This is a genomic window from Brevibacillus porteri (assembly GCF_003013475.1).
GTDB lineage: Bacteria > Bacillota > Bacilli > Brevibacillales > Brevibacillaceae > Brevibacillus > Brevibacillus porteri.
Genome location: NZ_PXZO01000057.1, coordinates 1 through 25230, shown reverse-complemented (window position 1 = coordinate 25230; position 25230 = coordinate 1). Strand labels below are relative to the sequence as shown.

Below are 25230 nucleotides of genomic sequence, written 5' to 3'. Positions count from 1 at the left end.
ATTGGATAAAATTATTGTCCGTGGTGGTAAGGCATTGTCTGGAAATGTAAAAGTATCTGGCGCCAAAAATGCCGTACTCCCTATTATTGCAGCATCTATCCTGGCAGAAGAAGGGACTTGTGTCATCTCTGACGTACCAGCTCTCGACGATGTCATGACGATATGCGACCTTTTGAAATCGATGGGAATCTCCCTTACATATGATCATGAAGTGCTGACAATCGATGCTTCCAAGCTTACGAGTGTAGAAGCGTCCTATGAACTGGTACGCAAAATGCGCGCATCTTTCCTTGTGATGGGGCCGCTTTTAGCCAGAAAAGGACAAGCTCGTGTCGCTCTCCCGGGTGGATGTGCCATTGGTACGCGCCCGATCGACCAGCACCTTAAAGGGTTTGAGGCTATGGGAGCCAAGATCGAAATCGGACAAGGGTTTATTGAAGCGACGGTAGAAGGACGATTGAAAGGTGCGAAAATCTACCTGGATATTGCTAGCGTCGGTGCAACAGAAAATATTATGATGGCCGCTGCTTTGGCAGAGGGAACCACATTGATCGAAAATGCGGCAGAAGAGCCGGAGATCGTTGATTTGGCGAACTTCCTGAACAGAATGGGAGCAAAAATCCGCGGAGCGGGTACAGGCTCGATCCGCATCGAAGGCGTGGAAAAGCTGAAGGGCTGCACACATTGTGTCATTCCTGACCGCATTGAAGCAGGAACTTTCATGGTTGCTGCAGCAATTACTGGCGGGGATGTCTTTGTGGAAGGTGCGATTTGCGATCATCTCAAATCCGTGACTGCCAAGCTTCGTGAAATGGGCGTGAACATTGAGGAGCAAGAAAACGGCATTCGTGTACGCCGCACAGGCCCACTGAAAGCAGTTGATCTCAAAACGCTGCCATATCCTGGCTTCCCGACGGATATGCAGTCGCAAATGATGGCGCTTTTACTTGTTTCAGAAGGAACGAGCATCGTTACCGAAACAGTATTTGAAAACCGCTTCATGCACGTGGAAGAGTTCCGTCGCATGAATGCGAACATCAAGATCGAAGGCCGCAGTGCCATCGTCGAAGGTGGTTCCAAGCTGACAGGCAGCAAGGTAGCAGCAACTGACCTGCGTGCGGGTGCAGCACTTGTACTGGCTGGGCTCGTATCGGAGGGAGAGACTGAGGTTTCTGCCCTGCACCATATTGACCGTGGCTACGTGAACTTTACCGAAAAGCTGCTGGCTTTGGGCGCAGATGTAGAACGTATGGTTCCAGAAGAAAAGGCTCGTGAAAAAGCAGTTTCCGAAACCATCAAAGTAAGCTTCTCTCCTAATTTTGCTTGATAAATGCGTCAACCATATGGCAAAACGAAAGATTCTCTGCGTATGCAGGGGGTCTTTTTTTCGTTCTCTCGACTCTCTCATTCTCTCGTTCTACCGCTCTGTTACCAAACATAGACTTTTAGTAGGTTATTCAGACTTTTCGTGTCTAGTACGTAACGGGGAGGATCTCTTGCATGAAACGCTATCTACTCATGTGGTTTATCGCTTTGCCGATCTTGCTCGTCCTGATGCCTGCTGCTCTGGTCTTTTGGTTTTCACCAGAAATAGGCCCTGTCAGTCAGCCGACTGTGGCCGTCACGGAGCCTGCCATACCGGCGATGAAGGAATCGGCTTCTTCTATGCCAGTAAAGGTGTACCGTACAGAAAAAAAAGCTGTGGAAACATTGCCGCTAGAAACGTATATTACCGGAGTCGTAGCGGCGGAAATGCCAGCTGAGTTCGAGCTGGAGGCTTTAAAAGCACAGGCGTTGGCGGCCAGGACCTATATCGTGCGACGAGTAAAAGAGGGCAAATTTGATGATGTGCCATCAGGTGGTCAGGTCTTGGATACGGTGCAGCATCAAGTTTATATGGATGAGCACCAGCGGCGTGAGCGTTGGGGAGATCAGTACGAATGGAAAAACAAACGAATTCAGCAGGCAGTTATGGCGACAGCAGGGATTATCCTGACCTACCAGAACGAGCCCATTGACGCGACGTTTTTTTCCACCAGTAATGGTTTTACAGAAAACTCGGATGAATATTGGGAAAAGCCCATTCCTTATTTGAAGAGCGTTGCGAGTCCTTGGGATATTCAATCTCCTCGCTATGAGGAAACGGTCGTCATGTCCACTGGGGAGCTAGAAAAGAATTTGGGCGTCAAGCTCACGCAGGAGGCTTCTACCAATGGTTCCTGGTATCGGATCGAATCGCGTACAACCGGAAATCGCGTAGGAACCATCAGCATTGGCGGCAAGGAGTTTACAGGTAGAGAGTTTCGTGAAAAGCTCAATTTGAATTCTTCTTCCTTTACGTTGGACTTGCGCGGCAATCAGGTTTTCATTACGACCAAAGGGTACGGTCATGGTGTCGGCATGAGCCAGTGGGGAGCAAATGGAATGGCCAAAAGCGGGAAAAGCGCGGAGCAAATCGTCAAGCACTTCTATCAAGGAATTAGTCTGCAAGTGTATTCAAGAGTGATCCCAGCTTAAAAGAAAAGCAAATTTTTACTTTTCCCTACTCTCTCAGGTTTATACGTCAAAATTCTGGCGATACTGAGGGATGAGGTGATGAATAAAATGGAAGATCAAAAAAATCAACCAATTCCATTCAAGAAGGCAAGTTCTTGGAAAAAAGTTTTGGGCAAGAAATGGGCGTTTCCTGCAATCTACATCGGCACCGCAGCAATCATTCTCGCTTTTGTGATGTGGTATCAGGGCAATGTCATGGACACGGTATCCAAAATGACGAATAGCGGAGATGGCGTGGCAGTGACAACTCCTGCAGCTCCTGAGACGACTACACCGCAAAACGAAGAAGCGGTACCTGCTACAAGTGGCGTACAACCACTCGCTTGGCCAGTAGGAAAAGGCGTGCAGTACAATGTGGGCATGAACTACTACGATGAGAAAGCCTCCAAGGACAATCAGCAAAAAGCATTGGTGAGCTTCGACAATACCTTCTACCCACACACAGGTATTGACCTCGTATCTACGGACGGTAAGAGCTTTGATGTCATCGCAGCTCTTGCGGGTAAAGTAGTAAAAGTGGTGAACGATCCACTTGTCGGCAACGAGATTGAGATTGAGCACGCAGACAAAATGATTACGGTATATCAAAGTCTGGAAAGTGTAACAGTCAAACCAGGCGATGAAGTGACACAAGGTCAAGTAATCGGGTCTGCTGGGCGCAACACCTTTGAAAAAGACGCTGGCGCACATCTTCACTTTGAAGTTCGCATCGATAACAAGCCTGTCAATCCAGAGCAATACTTGATTCAGGCTGAAACGGAAGTAAAAAATCAATAACCGATGAATTTAGAAAAACACCTGCAAAATACAACAATTGCGGGTGTTTTTTTGCGTGTGGTACAAACTGTTGAAAAAAGATGCGGCCGTGCTGGCTTGTCAGGCTTGGAAACGTAGAATATGTGTCCCTACGCACCCATATATTGTATCAGACAATGTAGATACAAGGAGGCGAGTAATGTGCACGACTACATCAAAGAGCGGACCATCAAAATCGGCCGATATATTGTAGAGACAAGAAATACGGTTCGGATGATCGCTAAAGAGTTCGGTGTTTCGAAAAGTACTGTGCACAAGGACTTGACTGAGCGGCTGCCTGAGATAAATCCAGAGTTAGCGAACCAGGTAAAGGAAATTTTGGAATATCACAAAGCCATCAGACATCTTCGGGGAGGCGAAGCGACCAAAATAAAGTACAAACGGCGTAGTAAAAAAGTACGAGTAGAACAGGAGGAGAGTGTGTAAGAAAGAATTTCCTTGTCCTCTCACGTAGAAGAGCCTATGATATTAGGTAGAAATGTAACTGGTAATCAGGGAGGACCTATCATGTTTGGCAAAGATATCGGAATCGACTTGGGCACGGCCAATGTCTTGGTTTTTGTAAAAGGCAAGGGAATTGTCCTAGACGAACCATCTGTCGTGGCAATAGATAGTAAAACCAGAAAAGTTTTGGCCGTGGGAAATGAAGCTTATCGCATGGTAGGCCGTACCCCAGGAAATATCGTAGCGATCCGACCTTTGCGAGAAGGGGTTATCGCGGATTTTGAAATCACAGAGGCTATGCTAAAGCACTTCTTGAACAAAATTGGTGGAAAGAGCATGTTTGCCCGTCCGCGTATTTTGATTTGCTGCCCGACCAACATCACGTCTGTTGAGCAAAAAGCAATTCGCGAAGCAGCTGAGCGCAGCGGTGGAGCAAGAGAAGTATTTATCGAAGAAGAACCGAAAGTTGCCGCAGTTGGGGCAGGTATGGACATTTTTCAGCCGTCCGGTAATATGGTAGTGGATATCGGTGGGGGAACGACCGATGTAGCGGTATTGTCGATGGGCGATATTGTCACGTCTTCCTCCATTAAAATAGCAGGCGATACATTCGATGTGGCTATTATGCGTTACATAAAAAATAAATACAAATTGCTGATTGGTGAGCGTACGGCTGAAGATATCAAGGTTCAGATTGGAACCGTATCCGGCGGACGCCAGGACGAAATGGACATTCGGGGTCGAGACATGGTAAGCGGCTTGCCGCAAACGATTACCATCCGCTCCACTGAAGTCCAGGAAGCCCTGGCTGAGTCGGTGAGTGCGATTGTACAAGCCTCAAAATCTGTTTTAGAACGAACACCTCCGGAGCTTTCTGCCGATATAATTGATAAGGGTGTTTTCCTGACCGGTGGCGGCGCATTATTGCACGGTATTGACGAGATTCTGGCAGAGGAGCTGAAGGTTCCTGTGCTGGTAGCGGACGAGCCAATGATGTGCGTTGCAAAAGGAACAGGAATGATGCTGGACTATTTGGACAAGATGCCGGCTCACTCGAATAAGCGATTATTCAGGGGGTAAGATTTAAGTGATCAGAGGCTTGTATACGTCTGCATCTGGCATGCTGGCTTTGCAGAACAGGCAAGAATCGCTGGCGAACAATTTAGCAAATATCAATACACCCGGGTTCAAACAGGACGTGGGTGTCATGCGTGCATTTCCGGAGCAATTGCTCTCCCGCATGAATGATAAGGAAGGACTGGATGTTCCAGGCATCCCTACTATGCCTGGACAGCCTGCCATTATCGGGCGTTTGCACACAGGGGTATACATGTCGGAGGCGCTACCGAATTTTGCGCAGGGGGATATTGAAGAGACACGCAATCCGTATGATCTTGCGTTGATGGACAATATTCAGCCAGATCCGGATGGGAATGAGCGACGGTTGTTTTACAGTGTGGCGCGGATTGAGGATTTGACGCAGCCAGCTCAAGAAGAGGATATTCGCTACACGCGAAACGGTAACTGGAACGTGAATGCGGAAGGCTACTTGGTAACGGCTGATGGGTACTATGTTTTGGACAATCAAAATCAGGCGATTCGAGTTAATGACCCAGTTAGTGGAATTAATGCTGGACAAGATTTGAAAATCAACGAAGCTGGCGAATTGTTGTACAAAGACCCGAACACGAATGAATATCAATCTTTGGCAGCGCATCCTCGTTTGGGACTGGCTGTAGTAACCAATCCCTTGATGCTGGTTCGTGAGGGAACCAATGTATTCCGTTGGGAAGGCGACATGGACGTCGAAGCGATTGATGTTGCTGAAGCAAACGATCAAGCAGCTCTGGCAGCAGGTACGTACGCTACACCTACGATTTCAGGTCGATACGGTATGCAACAAGGTTGGCGTGAGCGCTCCAATGTAGACCCTGGCCAAACCATGACGAACATGATGAGTGTTCTTCGCGCTTATGAAGCGAACCAACGGGTCATTACAACGATTGATGGTACGTTGGATAAGGCTGCTAATGAAATCGGTCGTGTTAACGGATAATAGGAGGTAGGAAAGATGCAGTCGCTTAATATTTCCACATCAGCTATGCGCGGTATTCAGCAAGCGTTGGACAATACAGCCAACAATCTGGCGAATATTGATACAATCGGGTACAAACGCCGGGTCGCATCGTTTTCCGAGCTTCTCTCCGATTCGATGAATGAACAGCCGGCAGCAGACAATCAAAATCGGAATACATCGGTGGGGATTCGGATCGGAAGCGGTGCCCGTCTTGGCATGACCAAGCTGGATCTCGGTCACGGTAGTGTGAAAGTTACTGATGTGCCAACAGATGTGTTGGTTGAGGGAAACGGGTATTTTCTTGTCACTCACAAGATCAAGGACGCTACTGGCAATGTCATTCAAGAGGAAAATCGATTGACACGCGATGGCTCTTTCAAGGTCTCATTCGATGATGATGAACAAGGTTATGTATTGCACACTACCTCTGGTCACATTTTAACAGATGAAAACGGCGTAAATATTGTATTGCCAGAGCCAGTCACCAATATTCAAATTACTGCCGAGGGAGCACTTACTGCAAATGGAGTGTCTTACGGCAATATCGGTCTTTGGAAAGTAGACAATCCTGATCAGCTGCAGCAAGTCGGTCAGAATCTGTTTGATGCTGAGTTAGATTCCGGTGCAAATCCAACTACCAAATACACGAATGCCCTCATTACAGGTGATGCTACACTTCGACAAGGAGCATTGGAAGGCTCCAATGTAAGCATGACAGAGGAAATGTCCCAACTGGTTAACATTCAGCGTGCGTATCAATTGAACTCACGTGCAGTCGGCATCAGTGATCAAATGATGGGCATTGCTAACCAACTGAGAAGCAGATAACCCATATAATTTCAGCATGACGGAGGAGAGGAGCATGGAACAAGGGAAGAGCAAACGTTTCCCGCGTCAGACCGAAGAGGTTAAGTCAAAAGGAAAAGAGCGGGAACGGAGCGGCAAAAATTGGCGGCTGAGAGTTGCCAAGATGGTGCTGGTCCCACTCCTGCTGTTTTTCTCACTGGTCATCGGTCTGATGATCGGATACGGTGGGGTTGGAAAGCAGCCAATGTCTGACGTATTCGATCTGGGAACCTACAAACATATGTGGGATTTAATGTTTGAAGATACGTAAAAACGAAGCTGGACAAGCCCGAACCCTATGGTTGGGGCTCCTATTTTTTCGAGGACTTGTTGTGGTGTTTGTCCACAGAGTATAATAGGGCGAGTGGTTGAAAAAGGAAGTGACGATTTGAATACGGAGGGATGTCCGTGAATCTTCCTAATTTGCTTACGATCTTTCGCATCGTGCTCATCCCTTTGTACCTGTATGTCTTTTTTTCGGTGTTTCCGTATCATGTTGAAATCGCTTTAGGCATTTTGATTTTGGCGGGAGTGACCGATATTGCGGATGGGTACATCGCGCGGAAGCATAAGCTTGTGACCACCATCGGAATGATGTTAGATCCTCTGGCAGATAAATTAATGATGCTGGCGGTCATCGCCTCATTATTTTTGACAGATCGAATCAGTATATGGGCTGCCCTGTTTTTCTTTGTGCGCGATCTGGCAATGATAGTAACAGGAGCTGTTTACCACTTCCGTGGGAAAAAAACCGTCCCGGCAAACGCCTACGGCAAGCTGACAACTGTCCTTTTGTATGTTGTCATTCCGCTGGTAATGTATCGCTATGAGTACAGTGAAGCGATACTTTGGTCTGTTATAGCGTTCTCATTTATTGCGAGCGCGATTTATCTGGCAAAGGCTCGACTATTGAACCGCGTGTAAGGGTGAAAAAGAGCACTTCCCGCTTTTTGGGAGGAAGTGCCCCTTTTATCTTAACCCCGCTTGTCAGTTCAACTGGGGCGGGAGTTATGTATATTGTTTCGTTGGTCAAAGGGTATTCATGCATAGACAAGTCTAGTTAAGTATGGAAATGGAGCGATACATAATGGAAATCAAAGCGCCTTTGGATATTATGCAAATTCAGGAAATCATCCCGCATCGTTACCCGTTTTTGCTGATAGATAAAATCGAAGAGCTGGAGTTAGGAAAAAGAGCAGTTGGAATTAAAAATGTCACGGTTAATGAACCGTTTTTCCAAGGCCATTTTCCTGGTTATCCAGTCATGCCTGGTGTCCTTATTGTGGAAGCATTGGCACAGGTTGGGGCAGTAGCGATGCTCAGCATGGAGGAACATCAAGGAAAAATCGGACTGTTTGCAGGGATTGATGAATTCCGTTTCAAAGATCAGGTGAAGCCGGGAGATACGCTGGTACTTGAGGTTGAGCTTACTCGTGTGCGTGGTACCGTCGGCAAAGGGCATGGAAAAGCATTGGTAAATGGGAAAGTAGTAGCAGAGGGTGGATTGATGTTTGCCCTAACGGCAGGAAATAAGGCACATTCATGATCATCTTGAATGTGCCTTTCTTTTCGGGTAGAATGGCTAATGGGCGTCTCCATGCATGAATAAGGTAGTTTAAAAAGTCGTCTTTTTAAACATTGATTGAATAACAAGCACTTGAAGGTGAAGAAATGACCAAACAGGTCGCAACGATATTAGATGTGCCATTTACGACTCGCGGCTTCCGTGAGACTATCGATCATATAACAGAGCGTATACAAAACGGTCAAAAGACCCACGTGGTGACTGCCAATCCGGAAATCGTCATGGTAGCGAGGGAGAATCGCGCTTTCCGTTCTATTGTAGAACAAGCCTATGTCGTTCCAGATGGAATTGGGATCGTGTACGCTGCTAAATGGACGAATCAGCCGATTTATGAGCGCGTTACGGGTGTGGAACTGCTGGAAGCGCTCATGGCCAAAGCCGATCAACATCAGTGGGGCGTGTATTTACTTGGCGCCAAGCCGGATGTCATTCATTTGGCAAAAGACAAACTGAGTGCTCGTTATCCGAACGCCCGAATCGTCGGATGTCGGGATGGCTATTTTCGTCCAGAGGAAGAAACTCAAATTGTACAAGAAATTGCCGAAGCGAAACCGCAGCTCCTGTTCGTCGCACTGGGTGCGCCCAGACAAGATGAATGGATGGCGAAGTATCGCGATCAGTTAAATGCCTCCCTGATGATGGGGGTAGGCGGAAGCTTTGACGTCATTTCCGGGAAAGTGAAGCGCGCTCCTGAGATTTGGCAAAAACTGCATTTGGAATGGTTTTATCGACTTGCTTCCGAGCCTTCTCGCTGGAAGCGTCAACTGGCTATTCCTCGGTTTGTTCTAACCGTACTGAAAGAAAAATGGAGTAGCCGTTCCTAGATGCATCCGTAGAGAGGAGAACAGTCGATGTCTACACTAATCCTCGGATTTCTGACTTCGCTGATCATATCGTTTATTGCAACACCGTATGTAAAAAACTTGGCTGTAAAAGTAGGAGCAGTGGATGCCCCGAACCAGCGCAAGGTACACACGAGAATCATGCCACGTATGGGTGGCTTGGCTATTTATATCGGATATCTGGTTGCGTTCTTCCTATTTGTCCCGTATACAAGCCTATCGGAAATGTTGGGAATTTTCATCGGAAGCACGATCGTGATGGTCGTCGGTATGCTTGATGACAAATACCAGCTCTCGCCGAAGTGGAAGCTGCTCGGACAGCTAGTCGCAACAGCGATTGTCGTCATTCCTTTTGGTTTGAAGATCGGTGTCGTGAATCTGCCGTATAGTGGAAGCATTGATTTCAGCAGTGGCTGGCTCTTCTGGCTCGCAATTCCGATCACGATGTTTTGGATTGTCGGTGTAACGAACGCGGTGAACTTGATTGACGGTCTCGATGGGCTGTCGGCCGGTGTGTCAGCAATTGCTGCAGGGACAATGGGCGTTATGGCCTTGTTGATGGACGATTACAAGGTAGCGACCTACTGTTTCGTGCTCCTCGGAGCGATCCTGGGTTTTCTCTACTTTAACTTTCATCCGGCCCGTCTGTTCATGGGCGACACTGGTTCGCTTTTCTTGGGCTTCAACCTAGCTGCTCTGTCGATCATGGGCTTTAAAGAAGCGTTGTTCGTTTCCTTTATTATCCCCATCGTTGTGCTCGGTGTACCGCTCTGGGATACGTTCTTCGCCATCGTGCGCAGAATCGTGAACAAAAAGCCGATTTCGAGCCCAGACAAAGGGCATTTGCATCACTGTTTGCTGAACATGGGTCTGTCCCATCGTTCAACTGTACTCACGATTTACTCGATCAGCATTTTCTTCGGGATGATGGCCATCCTGCTGACGAAGACGACGAAGTGGACCACGATTATCGTCATGGTTGCGTTGGTGATCGTCATTCATCTTGGAACGGAGATCGTTGGACTCGTTAGCCGACGCCACCGTCCGTTGATTAATACGTATAGACGGATCAAAATTAAGCAAGCCGAACAACAGCGTCGGACGAATTAACAGCGAAACCCTGCATCAGATGATGTAGGTTTTTTTTTTACTTGGTAATTTGTCAGATATCTACAGATAATACTTAAATTCCGTCGATGTTTTTCCGATAAAAGAAAAGATGAGTAGTGGAATAAGCCATAATTTTAAGAAGAGGTGAAATGAGTGCCTAATACCAGATTTGGGAGAACATCATGGATATCAGCTGTCCTGTCTTTGGTTTTATTAGTTACTACACTCCTGCCTTTAGGGGCTGGGGTTGCTCAAGCTGCAGGAGGCGGGATTTCATTTATTGGTATCAGCGATAAGACAACAGCAACAAGCCCGCATATCTCCTATTCTCCGAAGATCACGATTCAGGGTACTTACAATGCAATTGTAGGCGAAGACTTGCGATATCGTGTATCAACATTGAATGGTACTGAACCGAATGATACAAGCAGTATCAAGCCGTATATCGATTCGGTAACAAGAACGTTTACCTTTAGAGATATTGAATTGTCTCCGGGCGTAAACCAGATTAAGTTTGAAGTCAAAAGTGGAGACGCCACTACTTACTTGCCAGTCATTTATGTACAGTACAACAATACACCGTTATTTTCTAACCTGAAATTGAATTCTGTTATGTTTGAATCTGACCCGACGATTGTGGAAGTTACCTCGTCATCTAATCGTCAACTTAGATTAGCGCTTTCTGGTAAAGCTGTGAATGCCGATAATGTCATAGTTCACAACCAGACCAATGGGCAAAATTTTAGCGACACAACAAGTAACTCGGGAACGTTTTCTGTTGATGTGGATGTGCAGATTGGTTTGAACAAGCTGGATATCCGAGCGTTTAGCAAGAATAAAGAAGTGGGTTTAATTAACCGTAATGTTCTGGTCATTCCGAGGAGTAATGCACAGGGAGGTTCGGACCAGTTCTATAATGTTACGATGATTGAAGATCACAACGGGAAAGTAACCAATATAAATCAAGCACCTCCTGCTGTGAACGAGTTGATTGAATCGGGTGGAGATAGTGAGTATACAATTGCTGGGGATTTATTGGTTAAGTTGCAAAACGGGGTGAGTATTCCAGCTGCTTCCTTAATCGATACGACTGCCCCTCATAATCCAAGTGTTAATCCGATTTATCATATGCTTACAGATAAAGTAACTGGTATTGCTGAAGCGAAAAGTACAGTTACTGTTACGAAGGCTCAAAATGTTATCGGATCAGCAGTTGCGAAGGATGACGGTTCTTTCGAAGTGGCCATAGATTTACAGTCGACTGGTGTAGTCCTTCATGTAACGTCAAAAGATAGCTCGAATAATGAAAGTACATCAACGGCAATGACTGTAGAAAAGGACCAATCTTCGCCAGATAAACCGATTGTGAATCCAATTGATGACAAAGATACTACTGTGACAGGGACAGCAGAAGCAGGCTCCAAGATTACTGTGAGAAGTGGTTCAACTGTTTTGGGTATTGCTGTGACAGGAGCTGATTCGAGGTTTACCGTTCCTTCAATCGCATTGCAGGCTATTGGTACTTCTATTACAATAACTGCAACTGATAAAACAGGTAACGAGAGTACGGCTACAACAGTCGTTGTAACAAGTCCGGCATCACCGGATGAAACTCCACCCGATGCCCCTGTTGTAAATCCGGTTAAAGATAATGATACAAGCATTAAAGGAACGGCAGAGGCGGATTCAATCGTTACAGTTATGAAAGGTGGAGACGTACTTGGAACTGCTACGGCTACCGGTGGCAATTTTTCTGTTGCCCTGGGAGTCTCCGCGGGAGATACACTCACCGTTTTCGCTACTGATACAGCAAATAATAGAGGACCTTCTACCACAGTTAAAGTAACCTCTTCAGACACGACAAAACCTGCAGTAAATTCCGTAAATACCATACTTAATACAGACACAAAGGTTACGGGTGTTGCAGAAGCCAGATCGACAGTTAATGTAACTTTAGGATCGTTGCAGCTTGGAAGTGGTACAGCAGATGCAAACGGAAACTTTACAGTTAACATTTCTCCAGTAAAAGTCGGAGACATCATCTCTGTGACGGCAACGGATAGCGCAGGTAATGTCAGTGATGGTTTAACCCAGGTAGTCACACCAGCCGGGGTGTCACTAACATTTGATCAGCTAGATACAAACGCACCTGTAGATGTAAAAGCGAACAATGTTAAGTTAACACCTGTTACAAATGTGCCACTTTCGTCCGAATACAAGCTGTTTAAAGTAACGGGTGAGATACCTCAGAGTGCACTTAAAACAAGTAAGACTTATGAAATAAAATTAAAGTATCCAACAAGTAGACAAAGTAATGATCCATCGATCCCAGATTTTATTTCCGATGCGACAGTTGCGAACTATCCTTACCAATTTATTTATAAAAGTTCAGCAGAACCACGATTCGGAAAGGTATTAAATATTTCCAGCCCGACTGCACAACCAGAAATTAAGACCGATGGAAGTATAAACCTGATTAATGTTCTTCCAGTGAAGCTTCGATTAGAAACAAATAATATGGGAGTCCCCGCGAATTTTGAGGTTTATTTTAATAACAATCAAATAAAGTTGGAGCAGGGGAAGGATTATATTTTAGATGCTTATTCTGGAAACATTGATATTGAATTCATCAAGTTTCCAGCAAATGAGACGAATGTGAAAGTGGTCTATAATAACGGGACAACAACTACGGATGATGACAAAGTTATTTCATTCAGATTAAGTCCTGAAGTAGTACCGTCACTGCTGCTTTACTACACCACGTCAAATGTGGAGAAGGTTATTGATAGCACGCTAGAAATTCCTGATCAGAGACCATCCAATTTCGTGGTAGATGGTGACGTATTTAGAGGGAAGCTGTACAATTACAAACTAAATAACAACAACATGACAATTACATTAAATGATAACAAGATACCTCTCTGGTACCGAGTTGGTGGGACCAGCGATGGTGCTGTGCACTTCACCATCGATAAAAACTTGTTCATTAATGGGGCGTCATGGAATTTAAATCAAGGAAACAACTCACTCGTCTTTGAACTGAAGGATGAGCCAAATGTAAAGTTCACCTATAATATTTTCTACAACACAGAGAAGACACCAAAAATCCAAAATGTAAAGCTGAAAGTTGTACAAGGCAAAGATAAAGATGTTGAGTTGGAGAAAAAATCTACTGATAAAGCGTTCAAAACTTCATCTTATTTCTTACGCCAATTTACTTTTGATATTGAGAATGTAGAAAGAGATGCTGTGGTAAGTGTAAGAAAAGATGGAAAAGTTATCGCGAAGTACAAGCTGACGGATGAATCAGGTGATTGGGACTTCTTAGACAATGATGCTGATTACCGTAAGGCTCGTGATGCAGCCATTAAGGGAAATACATCAGACCTTGGAACAATTTTTGATAGTACTACCTTTTCTAGAGCAAGAGATACATCTAATACTTTCAAATTCACTGCCGAAATGGATTCGGATGAATACGGAGAAGAGTTAATTGGCGAACTGGATGGGGATATGGGGCTCTCTGCAGAAGACCTGGAAGACAGATTAAAGCTTTTCCCCATGACTCTTTCAAAAGGTGGATCAACCAATTACGAAATTGAAGTAACACAAGGATCTATCGTAACTCGTCAAACAATAAGCATTGATCAAGATACGCAAGCATGGACAGTTGTTTCTCCAAAGAAACTGGCCAATGCGCAGTACATTACGGTGAACACCAACTCTGTCCCATTACGAATTTTTGCGGAAAAAGCAACAAAAGTAATGATTGGGAAAACAGAGGCAGTAGCGTACAATACCAAGGATCCAGATTTTGAATACGATGAGGAAACAGGAAAATTAATTCCTGAATCTTATTATGTGTTTGAAGCGAACGTAGCATTGAAACCAGGCTTGAACACAATTAAGTACACAGTAGAGTTCGGAAGCAATAGCTACAAAGACGAAGTGAAAATCTACAATACGAACTCAGCAGTCGGTGGTGCGGAAAGCAGAGACGTATTAGGCAAGAAATTAGCGTTTAGTGTTTTTGAAAAATCATTTGAGCTTAAATTCCCGAAAGGAACAGTGTTGTTAGCACCTTCTGATAATCGTACAGGCTCTGAAATCAACGCGCCTGCAACTGATATCTTCACAGATGTTCCACTCTACTTCGGGATGGCAGATCGTACGAATGGTCGAATAAATTTGGATGATGATGGAATTAAAGAGGACATGGAAGACCTATTGAGTATTTCATCAGATTTCAATTACGCAAGCCCGCTCTATTACGTTGACGCAGGTAACTCTGAGCCTGGAGCTGGAGACGGAGATGAAGACAGGGCGCCAGGCGGTCGAGACCCATATTTTGATGGGACTGTGAATAATGCTGATATGGAGCCTTTCATCAAACGATGGAAAAATAACCTAGTTCCGAGTAAGGTAGGAACAGTAAGTATTAAGTATGATAGTTCCATTGTAAATGCAGCAAACAATATTATTACTGTGTTCTATAATAACGGCGATGAATGGATCAATCTGGGGGGCGTAGTTAACACCTCCAAAAAGACAGTAACAGTTCCTTTCAAAGGCTTTGGTTATTACATGGTAATGAAGACGCGTGAGACGTTCTCTGATGTCATCACACATCCATTCGCACGTGATGCTATTGAGACACTATACGCAAAGGGAATTATGGCTGATGCGCCAGGAAGTGGATTCGGTACAGAATTGAAGATCACGCGAGGCGAATTTGCGACAATGATCGTAAAAGCATTCGATCTGCCGATCAACGATGGTCCGTATACAGACAGTAGAGAAAATGATCCGGCAGAGCCGACCTTTACTGACGTAAGACCTAGTGATGATGATTGGAACTATCAGTATAAGTACATTGAAACAGCAGCACGTGCTGGTATTATCCGTGGTAAAGATCCTCGTGCTTTCTACCCGGATGATTCATTGACACGCGAAGAAGCAGCGATTATGGTTGCTCGTGCTCTAAACTTAAAATTGGGGACACCACAGGCAGCTATTATTGCACTTGGGAAGATGTACACGGATAGTCAACAAGTAGGGCACTATGCAGCACCAGCTGTATTGGCAGTATCTAAAGCAAAAATTATGAATGGGGAGGTCAACGATCCAACGGTTAAAAAGCCAACTTATAGCTTTGAACCAAAAGGAGACCTCACACGTGCTGAAATGGCGATGATTACAATTCGTATCATGGTCCAACTCAAAAAACTGCCTAAGCAGTAAGTGAATATATTTCGCTATATATAATAGAAGAAAAGCTGAAGAGGACATCCGCCTCTTCAGCTTTTTTCGTTGAGAAATTACTCTTCTTCCACATCTCCAACCGCGTCGACCGGAACCTCCACATATTCCTTTTCTCCGAGCACGATCTGAGCTTGTCCATTCGTCAAATCGACCATTCGCGCGACGAACTCATCCTGTTCGCCCTCAGGAATCAATACATGCGCGGTAACCTTGTCTGTGAAATCCGTACCACTCACGCGATGTTCGCCTAGACGTAGTTCGTTCTCTACCTTGCCCCACCACGTGTAGTCGACGCTGACAGAAATCGTTTGATGCAGGGTATGCACCACGATCTTCGCAGCCTTAAGTGCAGTAACCGTTCCTGCTGTGTAAGCCCGAACGAGTCCGCCAGCCCCAAGCTTGATTCCGCCGAAATAGCGGGTGACGACGACGACCGTATCCTTAACACCGTTTTTCTTAATACACTCGAGAATCGGTTTGCCAGCTGTACCGCTGGGCTCCCCGTCATCACTTGATCGCTGAATTTGATCGTTTTCGCCAATGACAAAAGCGGAACAGTTATGGGTAGCATCCCAGTGCTTCTTTTTAATCATTGCGATAAACGCTGTCGCTTCTTCTTCGGTTGTAACCCGCTTGGCATATCCGATAAAACGGGAGCGTTCAATAACGATATAGTCCTCACCGTAGCCAGCGATAGTTTTGTATTGCGTAAGCATCGTACAATCACCTCAAGAAAAGGATAGCATGCAAAAGAAATGTTGGCGAACACTGAAATGTTTTTGACACATAATCGTAGTACTCTATGTGGTGCTTCTGGAATAAAAAAGGAAAGGGAGGAGCTATCTATGATTCCCTTATGAAAATGCTGGTATGGCATAATTTTGCGTGTGAGAAGTATAACTCTGTGATATAGTGATCTTGGGACAAACCACATATTTAATGTGGTTAATAATTTTATGCTCAATATAAAATAAAGGAGTGGAATTCAGTGAATTTTCCATATTCCAAAAAGAAATGGATGTCCATCAGTTTGGCGGCAGTATTAACAACAGCACTAGGCGCAGGAAGCTTGACGGCATCTGCGAATACAGGCTCCGATCAAACAAAGGCACCTGCGACTGTACAAGCATCAAATGATAAAACAATAACACAAACCGGTACAGGGAGCCAGTCTACTCCTGAGGCTACTACAGGAGAAGAGCTGACTTTGGAAAAAGCCGTTGAACAGGCTTTGAAGACAAACGCTGCGCTCAATGAAATACGTCTGGATGCAAAAAATGCAGACCTTAACCAATCTCTTACCTATGTGAGTAACTCTGATCTACCAAGCGATGCGATCGCATCGTTGGAAGCAGCACAACAAAAATATTATAATAACGCAAAAGGAGCACAAGCCAAGAAGCTCAACGCACTGTACGTAAAATCGGCGGAATCTAAAACAAAGCTTGGCGCGCAGGATGTCTATTACAAGCTAATTTTTGCTCAAGATGATCTGAACTTGAAGAAACAAAGCTTGGCGCGTTCAGAAGCACAGCTCAAGGTAGCAAAGGCTGCATTCGATGTAGGAACGAATGCTAAGACAGATGTTCTTGAAGCCGAGATGGGAGTAGCAGCCGCAAAAGCAGAATTGAAAACTGCAGAAAACAACTTGGAAATTGCCCGTATGAATTTGAACGACTTCCTCGGAGTCGATTTGACTAAAGAATGGAAGCACATCTCGTCGAATAAGCAAACGGCTCCTATTAAAATGACCCTGAAGGAAGCCGAGGAAAAGGCGCTTTCCAATCGGAATGAAATAACACAGGCGCAGGAAGAGCTCAAACTGGCTGAATTGAACGTTAAACTGATCAGTGATTTTACAGCCGCATCTACTCTCCAAGGTCAAATGGCTCGTAACGGCGTGGAAAAAGCTAACCTTGAAATCGAAAAGCAAAAGCGTGCTGTTACCAAAGATGTTACAGAAGCCTATCTCAACCTGAATGCAGCAAGAGAAGCGATTGACTTTTCTAAATCGGCAAAGGATTCCGCTGCGGAGAGCTATCGACTGAAGAATTTGCGCTTTGAAAATGGACTCGCAACAACTTTGGATGTCATCCAATCAGAAGAAGCGTTGTCTAAAAGTGAGAATCAATACCAAAAAGCTGTTCTGACTTACAATCTGGCTGTTGTAGCGTTTGAAACTGCACTGGGTAACTAGCCCAAAAAACAAGATTTGTAAGCTTTTGAATCGAATTGGAAAAAGGTTCAGTCGTGACAGCCCGCCCTGTGTATCCTATAATACGGATTGTGGCGGATGTCACTTCGTACATAATGGACAGGTGAATAACGAACCACGAAAAAAACTTTAATTTTTTTTCGAAGGCGCCGCAACTTTTGATTCGCTCAGGCGTTTAATAGGATGTCACACGAAAAACGGGGAATTGTGTAAAAAAGATTCACGAATTCTAGCAGTTGTGTTACACTAGTGATTGTTGCATTTTACACAATACTGAATATACTAGAGATTTTTAACACAAAAAGCGAGGCTTTCCTGCGAAAGGAGGTGACACGCGCTTGCAGGATTCGGGCTTTAAAAAGAAAGATAGATTAACAACAAATATTCCCCAAGAACAATTTGTTTATACTAGAGGAGGAGAACACAAGGTTATGAAAAAGGTCGTTAACAGTGTATTGGCTAGTGCACTCGCACTTACTGTTGCTCCAATGGCTTTCGCAGCAGAAGAAGCAGCAACAACTACAGCTCCTAAAATGGATGCTGAAATGGAAAAAACCGTAAAACGCCTGGAAGCTCTTGGCCTGGTAGCAGGTTATGGCAACGGTGAATACGGTGTAGACAAAACTATCACTCGTGCAGAGTTCGCTACTCTGATCGTTCGCGCTCGCGGACTGGAGCAAGGTGCGAAATTGGCACAATTCAGCAATACTTACACTGATGTTAAATCTTCTGATTGGTTTGCTGGTTTCGTAAACGTAGCTTCCGGCGAAGAGATCGTAAAAGGTTTCCCGGACAAATCTTTCAAACCACAAAACCAAGTTACTTATGCTGAAGCAGTAACTATGATCGTTCGTGCACTGGGTTATGAGCCAGCAGTTAAAGGTGTATGGCCTAACAGCATGATCTCCAAAGCTTCCGAGCTGAACATTGCTAGAAGCATCACTTCTCCTAACAATGCAGCAGTTCGTGGCGACATCTTCAAAATGCTCGACAACGCTCTTCGTGTAGACCTGATGGAGCGTAAAGGATACGGTACTGAAGCTACTTATGAGGTAACAAAAGAAAACCTCTTGACTAAGTATCTGAAAGTTACTGTTCGTGACATGGAATGGGCTCAAGAAGCTGGCCGTGACGGCGATGACTTGCCACTGGTAACAAACGTACCTGCTATCGGTTTGGGCAAAATCAAAGCTAACGAAGTAACTTTGAATGGTAAAGATGCTGGTATCGGCAACACTACTTTCAAAGTAGCTGACGGTATCAACTCTAACGAATTCGCTGGTCAACACGTACAAGTGTGGATCAAAGACGACCGTGAAGACGTAATCGTTTGGATGGAAGGTTCCACAGACGAAGAAGTTATCATGGACCGTGTGAGCGAATGGCAACTGAAAGGCAAAACTTTCACAGACACTAAAGAACTGAGCAGCTCCGATCTGAAAGATCTGAAACTGGTTCTGGATGCTAGTGAGAAATCCTACCGTCTGAACAAAGACACTGTTGTTACTTACAACTTTAAACGTTACACTGATGCAGTTGACGGTTTGAAAGAAATCATCAAAGATGGCGATGGCTTCACTTTTGGTGTGAAAGTTGTACTGGATGACAACAACGAAATTGCTTACATGCACGTAATCGACGATCAAACTATGAACCAAACTGACGAAGGTCGTAAATATGGTTCTGAAGTGATCAGCAAAGTCGATGTTGAAAAGAAAAAGATCACGAACATTGACAACGACAAGTTCAATGAGCTGGAAAACAAAGATGAAGGTAAAGACTTCCTCGTATTCCTCAATGGTAAACCAGCTAAATTCAGCGATCTGAAAGAAAACATGGTTTACAGCGTTTACTATCCAGAAGGTGACGAAGACAAGTTCCTGATCTTCGCTACTGACACGATTGTAGAAGGTAAAGTAGACAAAGTTGTTATGCGTAGCAGCAGCGACTACCGTCTGACTGTCGGAGACAAAACGTACCGTGTTTACAAAGGTGCTACTTACTCCGATAACGGAAACAAAGACGTTGAAGATACTGATGGATCCAACTGGGATCTGATCAAAGGTCTTGACGGCGAAACAGTAAAACTGTACCTGGATGCTTCTGGTCGTGTTCGTCACGTAACTACTAAGGATCCAATCGACGATCGCAAACAAAAAGCAATCGTTACTCGTGCAGCTTACCATGACTATGGTAAAAACAGATATCAATTCACTGTATTGACTCAAAAAGGCAAGAAACACGAAGTTGACTTGAAAGCTGACGACATCTATGACGTAAACGGCAAAAACTTCGACAAAAACGGTAACGCGGGCGAATTGGAAGACCTTCTCCAACCTAAGAAAGACGACAGCAATGTCCTGCTGGAAGTTGAACTTAACAAAGATGGTAAAGTAGACAAAGTTCGCATCCTGAAAACAGACCTGATTCGTTCTTCTGGAGCTGACTGGAACAAACTTGCTGACGAAGACGATGAAATGGTTGACGACTACGAAGTAAATGATGATACTGCGATCTTCGACATGACTGGTGAGATCAAAGACGCAAACAAACAACTTCCTGAACTGAAAAACGCTAAAACTACGAAGTTCAAAAACATCGCAGACGAAGACGATCTGACTGTATACTACACAGTTGACGAAAATAAAGATGAAGTTGAAGCAATCTTCGTTGTTGATGGTAGCGGTTTGGTTGGCGACTCCAAGTACGGTATGGTTGTGTCTTACGGTAAATCCGGTGGAGACGATACAATTGTCGTTCTGACTAAAGAAGGCGACAAAGTAGAAGAAAAAACCTACACACTTGACAAAGATTCCGATGATCTGAGAGATGATCGTGGTATCAAACGCGGCGATTTCATTGCATTCCAACTAGATACTAACGATGAAGTAGTTGTGGACGATGTTGTTGAAGTAGTTAACAACAACCTCCAAGATGATGAAGAAAAAATGCTCGCTAAGATCGCTGACGAAAAAGAGTGGAAAGATGCTAGCATCGACAAAATGAAAGTGGGTCTGGTATCTAATGTAGATGGCAACACCATCACTCTCAAAGATGCTAAAGATAAAAAATCCACTATCAACACTAAATCTTCCACTGCATTCATGGACATCTTCGATGATCTGGAAGGCGTAGACGGCGTGAGCAAAGGCGACTACATCGTTGCTATCGATAGCTCCGACATTTCCGGTAACAAATACGACTATGTATTGATCATTTCCGACGAAGATGAAGTAGATAAAGAAGGTTGGGAAAAGCAAGCGGAAGCATTCTTGAAACAAGAACCTGATAAAGATCCAGGTGAAGACAAGTGGGATGCTATCCCTAGCAATGTAACAGGTAAGAAGTTCCCATTGGGTAACTTTAACATGTACCAGGTAAATGTACCTATCAACGATGGAAAAAAATCCGAAATTGAAACTGTAGTTCTGTCCATTGGAGGTAAAACTGTCGACGGTGAAGTGAAGGGCGAAGAAATTGTTTTCCAAACTCAAGGTAGCTTCGACGTAGATTCCGCAACAGTCACAGTTACTAATGCTAAAGGTGACAAAGACACTGCAAATGTTACATTTAAAAAATAACATTGCAACTAACAAGTAATACCTTCTAGGTGAGTCGAACAACGGAAGGAGTATACTTCTTCCGTTGTTCATTACATACTCACAGACAAAAATAGACTTCCTATCAAACTTACGGAGGGGTAGTACGTGAATAAAAAAGTAGCTCTTTCTCTTCTTTCTGCTACAATAGTTTCCAGCATGGCTGCATCTGCTTTTGCATTGCCAAAATCAGGTGTATACCTTGGTGGAGAGGTAGACAGATTCTACGCTTTTGAAGATCTTTTCAAATTGACTGAAGCGGGTAACACAAAATTCGGTCAAGACTTGGAAAAAACTAAGTTTGAGAACCTTATCTATGTTGACCCAACTGGTAAAGGCGCTAGCTTGTCCGAAATCATGAATAGCGACGATTACGATAAAATTAAGAGAGATTTGAAAAAATCCGATTTCGAAGGCGTTTATACGCAATCGAAAATCGATGGATCTAACGGTGCAACTTACGACCCACGTCCAGATGCAATTGATGGTCCTGTTGGCGATCTGAAAGTTGAATCTGTAAGTGCTATTAACCTCACTTCAGTAACCATTAAACTTAACAAAGCTGTGGATGCTGTGACAGCTGCTAACTTCTCTATCCCAGGGCTGACTGTAGCATCTGCAACTTTGTCCGAGGACAAGAAAACTGTTACATTAGCGGTAACTGGCGCTAAGGTTTCAACTTCTTACAAAGTTACTATTAGCGGTGTAAAAGTAAATGCAGAGGTACAACCTGACTTCGCTGCAGAATACAAAACACCTGCTCAAGGAGATCTGTACAAACCGTCTTTGGAAGCTAAGGCAACTGTACTGAAGTCTGATGGTGCTTCTAGCACTTTGGTAACTTTCAAGCTTTTGGATGCTGAAGGTAAATTGATGGAAAATGCACAAGATGTCGAAGTTGCATTCTCCTCAACTTTCGGAAACTTTGCTGAAAAACGCGTAACCGTACAAAAAGGTGTAGCTACTGCTATGTTTACATCTGAATCTTTGACTTCGGATAGAACTGCAGAGATTACTGCTCTTGTAGTGGAAGCGCAAGATAAGAACCTGATTGGTCTCAAACAAAATACAAACATTCTGTTGACACCAAACCCTGACAGTGTTGATCCTACAACAGGCGCCCTAATGTCAGAAGCAGAAGCATTCCAAGCTGATCGTGTTGTAGTTTACTTCAACAAAGCAGTTAAGGTAGAAGACTTCACTTATGCTACAGGTGTGAACAAAGGAAAAATTGATCCGAAGAAAGCTACAATTGCAGTTAATACTGCAGTGAAGAATGACCTGTCTGAGGGAACTGTTGCTACAGTAGTTGGTCTTGCTCCTGTTGCAGGAAATGACAAAGCTCTTCAAGTGATTCTTGATACTGCTACTCCGTTGGTTGATAATGCAAACGTGCGAGTACAGTTTACTGACCTGCGTGGTTCTATTGCAGTACCAAGCACTAAAGGCTTTAAACTGACAGACGCACGTAAGCCAGCAATGCTGAGCGTATCTCGCGAAGGATTGAAGACCATTAAAATTGCATTCTCTGAGCCTGTTAACCTCACCTCTGAGAATGTTGCGAACTGGATCATTGATGGTAAGCCACTTGGTAGCGATGCGTTTGGTGTAGCTGCAAAACGTGCTACTGCAAAGGTTGGTACCTTCAACCCAGTAACAGGTGAAGATACACGCCATGTTGTAACAATCAGTTTGGGTAACGATAACGCTGGAAATCAAATATACTTCCAGTCTGGAACCCATTCAGTTCAAGGCGCTAATATTGGTGACTGGGCACAAAACACTGATAAAGTAGCAAACTTGATGAACACTCAAACATTGGATTTCGCAGTTCCAGTAGACACTGGTGCACCTGGAGCTACTGTAGAAGTACACTCCCCAGAACAATACGTTGTTACGTTTGATAAGGATATTAATCAAGCTGCTGCTTTCCTTGAGACTAACTTGAAGCTTCAAAAATACAACACAGATACATCGGTTTGGGAAGATGTAACTAATCCAGTTATTGATGTTACTGATATTAGTGAAGATGGTCAGCACAAATTCCTGGTTGAAGTACAAACTGACTGGACAGTAGTTTATGATACTGCAACTACTAAGAAGAACTACTACAATGACAGCTATCGCTTGCACTTGGATAAAGATAAGGTGACAGCTGCTTCTAACGGTATCAAAAATGCTGAGATTAACATGGCACTTGGTGGAGCAATGACTTCCCCTGATGTTACAAGCCCTACAATCAGCAAAATTGATAAAACTCCGGAGACAGCAGAAGGAACATCTTATGATGTAACAATGTCCGAACCGGTGAAAATCAACAGCGGTGCTAATACTGAAGGTCTAACACCTTCTCAAGCTCAAGGAAATAATACTGGAGTACCAGTACCAACTGCTGAGTTTATTAAGAAAGATAAGAGCATGACAGTACCTGGAGTCGTTGCTACAACATTTGTAGATAACGAAGAAAAAGTGATTCGAGTGACTCCACAAGAAGAACTTGCTGGTGGAGAATGGACCTTGGTAGTTCGGTCTATCTCTGATGATGTAGGTAATACAGCGGCTTCTGCGACTAAAGACTTTACTGTCGTGAAAAATGTTGAAGACACTGATTTCCGTGTAACATTTGCTAAAGCTGACTTTGATGGTAATTTTGCTGATGACTTGCTAACTGATCTTGTTGATGATAAGAACGATTATGTGTTTGTTAAGTTCAGCAAGGCAGCTGCAATTACTGGTGATTTCAAAAACGTATTAAAAACATCTAACTACACTCTGAACGGTGCAGCATTGCCACAAGGTACACAAATCTTTGGTGACATTACTGGTTATGATGATTTTGATAAAGTAATAGATTCGATCACTATTAAGTTGCCTCAAGGTTCTATTACAGACCCTAGAACAACTGTAATTAACATCTCTAGCGAACTTCAAGCTGCAGATGGAAAAGCTCTTGCTAACCCAGGTGAAAAGAAACTGCCTTATAACTATGGGGAAGCAGCTACTGGTGTATCCACACTTGATGAGTTGAAAGCAGCAATTGCTAATGATTCGATCCGTGAAATCAAACTGTCTGCTAACATTACTGCTGCTTCTACCTTGAATGTGAATCGTCTAGTTAATATTGACTTGAACGGTCAAAGCATTACAGGTAATGTAGCTGTTAACAGTAACGAAGGCGGCAAGATGGAAGTTAAGGGTGGAACTATCACTGGAAATCTAACAGTTAATACACCAAACGCTGACTTCACTGTTGGAGCTGGAGCTACTGTAACTGGTACTACAACAATTAAAGATGTTGCGAGCAGCACATTTATAAACAACGGTACGCTTGGAAATGTAACCATTGAAGATGGTAACGGTACCCAGTTCAAAAACAACGGCACTGTTGGTACAGTAACTGTAGCTACCACAGGCAATGTAACTTTGGATGGTACTATTGAAAACGTTACTGCGACTAAGGCAGCAAAACTGACCATCAAGGGTGCAGTTACTAACCTGACTGCTAAAGCTTCTGGTGTAGTACTGGTTGAAGGCAATGCTACTAACAAGATCGTAGACGGCGGTTCCTTCAAAGACAAAGATGGTAAAGATATCACTGAGGGTGTTCAGAACCCAACAGGTGATGCAGCAGCAGCAAAAGTAGTAGATGACAAAATCGCAGCTCTGCCTGCAGTTGCTGATCTGAAAGTGACTGACGAAGCAGCAGTTCAAGCAGCTCGTGCAGATTACGACAAGCTGACTACAGCACAAAAAGCTTTGGTGAAAAACCTGAGCACGTTGGAAGCTGCAGAAGCAAAGATCGCTGAGTTGAAAGGAAACGCAGCAGACGTAGCAGCAGCAAAAGTAGTAGATGACAAAATCGCAGCTCTGCCTGCAGT

General features: G+C 44.2%; 17 protein-coding genes. 16 read left to right on the top strand and 1 reads right to left on the bottom strand.

Features of this window, described 5'->3' with window-relative positions; all coding sequences use genetic code 11:
• The first annotated feature begins 1 nt into the window (after position 1).
• The 13 genes from murA to C7R92_RS26220 all read left to right on the top strand — a co-directional run bounded on the left by murA (position 2) and on the right by C7R92_RS26220 (position 15517).
• Positions 2-1327 carry a UDP-N-acetylglucosamine 1-carboxyvinyltransferase gene (gene murA, locus C7R92_RS26280; RefSeq protein ID WP_069850981.1) on the top strand — a complete coding sequence of 442 codons (1326 nt, stop codon included), beginning with the start codon at positions 2-4 and terminating at the stop codon, positions 1325-1327.
• A gap of 173 nt (positions 1328-1500) precedes the next feature.
• Positions 1501-2517: a stage II sporulation protein D gene (gene spoIID / locus C7R92_RS26275; protein ID WP_106836177.1), complete on the top strand. Its 1017-nt coding sequence runs from the start codon at positions 1501-1503 to the stop codon at positions 2515-2517.
• A gap of 87 nt (positions 2518-2604) precedes the next feature.
• Entirely contained in the window at positions 2605-3333 is a 729-nt protein-coding gene (locus tag C7R92_RS26270; RefSeq protein ID WP_069850979.1) for a M23 family metallopeptidase, read from the top strand.
• 180 nt (positions 3334-3513) lie between these two features.
• Entirely contained in the window at positions 3514-3798 is a 285-nt protein-coding gene (gene spoIIID, locus C7R92_RS26265) for a sporulation transcriptional regulator SpoIIID (RefSeq protein WP_003388385.1), read from the top strand.
• An 81-nt stretch (positions 3799-3879) separates the two neighbouring features.
• On the top strand, positions 3880-4896 hold the full coding sequence (mreB, locus tag C7R92_RS26260; RefSeq protein WP_069850976.1) for a rod shape-determining protein: 1017 nt from the start codon (positions 3880-3882) through the stop codon (positions 4894-4896).
• 7 nt (positions 4897-4903) lie between these two features.
• Positions 4904-5872: a flagellar hook-basal body protein gene (locus C7R92_RS26255; RefSeq protein WP_106836176.1), complete on the top strand. Its 969-nt coding sequence runs from the start codon at positions 4904-4906 to the stop codon at positions 5870-5872.
• A gap of 15 nt (positions 5873-5887) precedes the next feature.
• Complete coding sequence (locus tag C7R92_RS26250; RefSeq protein ID WP_106836175.1) at positions 5888-6721, top strand: flagellar hook-basal body protein; 834 nt, start codon at positions 5888-5890, stop codon at positions 6719-6721.
• A 34-nt stretch (positions 6722-6755) separates the two neighbouring features.
• Positions 6756-7010: a DNA-directed RNA polymerase subunit beta gene (locus tag C7R92_RS26245; RefSeq protein WP_017252332.1), complete on the top strand. Its 255-nt coding sequence runs from the start codon at positions 6756-6758 to the stop codon at positions 7008-7010.
• 131 nt (positions 7011-7141) lie between these two features.
• The gene (locus C7R92_RS26240; protein ID WP_017252331.1) at positions 7142-7663 is read left to right on the top strand and encodes a CDP-alcohol phosphatidyltransferase family protein; all 522 of its coding nucleotides are present in this window, start codon (positions 7142-7144) and stop codon (positions 7661-7663) included.
• Positions 7664-7826: 163 nt separating this feature from the next.
• The gene (gene fabZ, locus C7R92_RS26235) at positions 7827-8285 is read left to right on the top strand and encodes a 3-hydroxyacyl-ACP dehydratase FabZ (protein WP_017252330.1); all 459 of its coding nucleotides are present in this window, start codon (positions 7827-7829) and stop codon (positions 8283-8285) included.
• Between the two features lie 125 nt (positions 8286-8410).
• Positions 8411-9148 (top strand): WecB/TagA/CpsF family glycosyltransferase, encoded by a 738-nt coding sequence (locus C7R92_RS26230; RefSeq protein ID WP_017252329.1) that lies wholly within the window; start codon positions 8411-8413, stop codon positions 9146-9148.
• A gap of 27 nt (positions 9149-9175) precedes the next feature.
• Positions 9176-10276, top strand: a complete 1101-nt coding sequence (locus C7R92_RS26225) for a glycosyltransferase family 4 protein (RefSeq protein ID WP_106836174.1) — start codon at positions 9176-9178, stop codon at positions 10274-10276.
• A gap of 153 nt (positions 10277-10429) precedes the next feature.
• Positions 10430-15517 carry an Ig-like domain-containing protein gene (locus tag C7R92_RS26220; RefSeq protein ID WP_106836173.1) on the top strand — a complete coding sequence of 1696 codons (5088 nt, stop codon included), beginning with the start codon at positions 10430-10432 and terminating at the stop codon, positions 15515-15517.
• A gap of 77 nt (positions 15518-15594) precedes the next feature.
• Here the strand turns inward: C7R92_RS26220 and C7R92_RS26215 are convergent, their stop codons facing one another.
• Entirely contained in the window at positions 15595-16254 is a 660-nt protein-coding gene (locus C7R92_RS26215) for a YigZ family protein (protein WP_069850958.1), read from the bottom strand.
• Positions 16255-16526: 272 nt separating this feature from the next.
• Between C7R92_RS26215 and C7R92_RS26210 the strand changes: the two genes are divergently transcribed.
• The 3 genes from C7R92_RS26210 to C7R92_RS26200 form a co-directional block, all read left to right on the top strand.
• Positions 16527-17735 carry a TolC family protein gene (locus tag C7R92_RS26210; protein WP_106836172.1) on the top strand — a complete coding sequence of 403 codons (1209 nt, stop codon included), beginning with the start codon at positions 16527-16529 and terminating at the stop codon, positions 17733-17735.
• A gap of 449 nt (positions 17736-18184) precedes the next feature.
• Positions 18185-21334, top strand: a complete 3150-nt coding sequence (locus C7R92_RS26205) for an S-layer homology domain-containing protein (RefSeq protein ID WP_106836171.1) — start codon at positions 18185-18187, stop codon at positions 21332-21334.
• A 126-nt stretch (positions 21335-21460) separates the two neighbouring features.
• A partial coding sequence (locus C7R92_RS26200; RefSeq protein ID WP_106836170.1) for a pectate lyase-like adhesive domain-containing protein occupies positions 21461-25230 on the top strand: 3770 nt, incomplete at its 3' end.

Coding starts and splice junctions, on each gene's coding strand:
- spoIID (WP_106836177.1), top strand. CDS start 1,501: ATGAAACGCTATCTACTCATGTGGTTTATCGCTTTGCCGATCTTGCTC.
- C7R92_RS26205 (WP_106836171.1), top strand. CDS start 18,185: ATGAAAAAGGTCGTTAACAGTGTATTGGCTAGTGCACTCGCACTTACT.
- C7R92_RS26225 (WP_106836174.1), top strand. CDS start 9,176: ATGTCTACACTAATCCTCGGATTTCTGACTTCGCTGATCATATCGTTT.
- C7R92_RS26270 (WP_069850979.1), top strand. CDS start 2,605: ATGGAAGATCAAAAAAATCAACCAATTCCATTCAAGAAGGCAAGTTCT.
- C7R92_RS26240 (WP_017252331.1), top strand. CDS start 7,142: ATGTCCGTGAATCTTCCTAATTTGCTTACGATCTTTCGCATCGTGCTC.
- C7R92_RS26230 (WP_017252329.1), top strand. CDS start 8,411: ATGACCAAACAGGTCGCAACGATATTAGATGTGCCATTTACGACTCGC.
- C7R92_RS26245 (WP_017252332.1), top strand. CDS start 6,756: ATGGAACAAGGGAAGAGCAAACGTTTCCCGCGTCAGACCGAAGAGGTT.
- C7R92_RS26250 (WP_106836175.1), top strand. CDS start 5,888: ATGCAGTCGCTTAATATTTCCACATCAGCTATGCGCGGTATTCAGCAA.
- mreB (WP_069850976.1), top strand. CDS start 3,880: ATGTTTGGCAAAGATATCGGAATCGACTTGGGCACGGCCAATGTCTTG.
- fabZ (WP_017252330.1), top strand. CDS start 7,827: ATGGAAATCAAAGCGCCTTTGGATATTATGCAAATTCAGGAAATCATC.
- C7R92_RS26215 (WP_069850958.1), bottom strand. CDS start 16,254: ATGCTTACGCAATACAAAACTATCGCTGGCTACGGTGAGGACTATATC.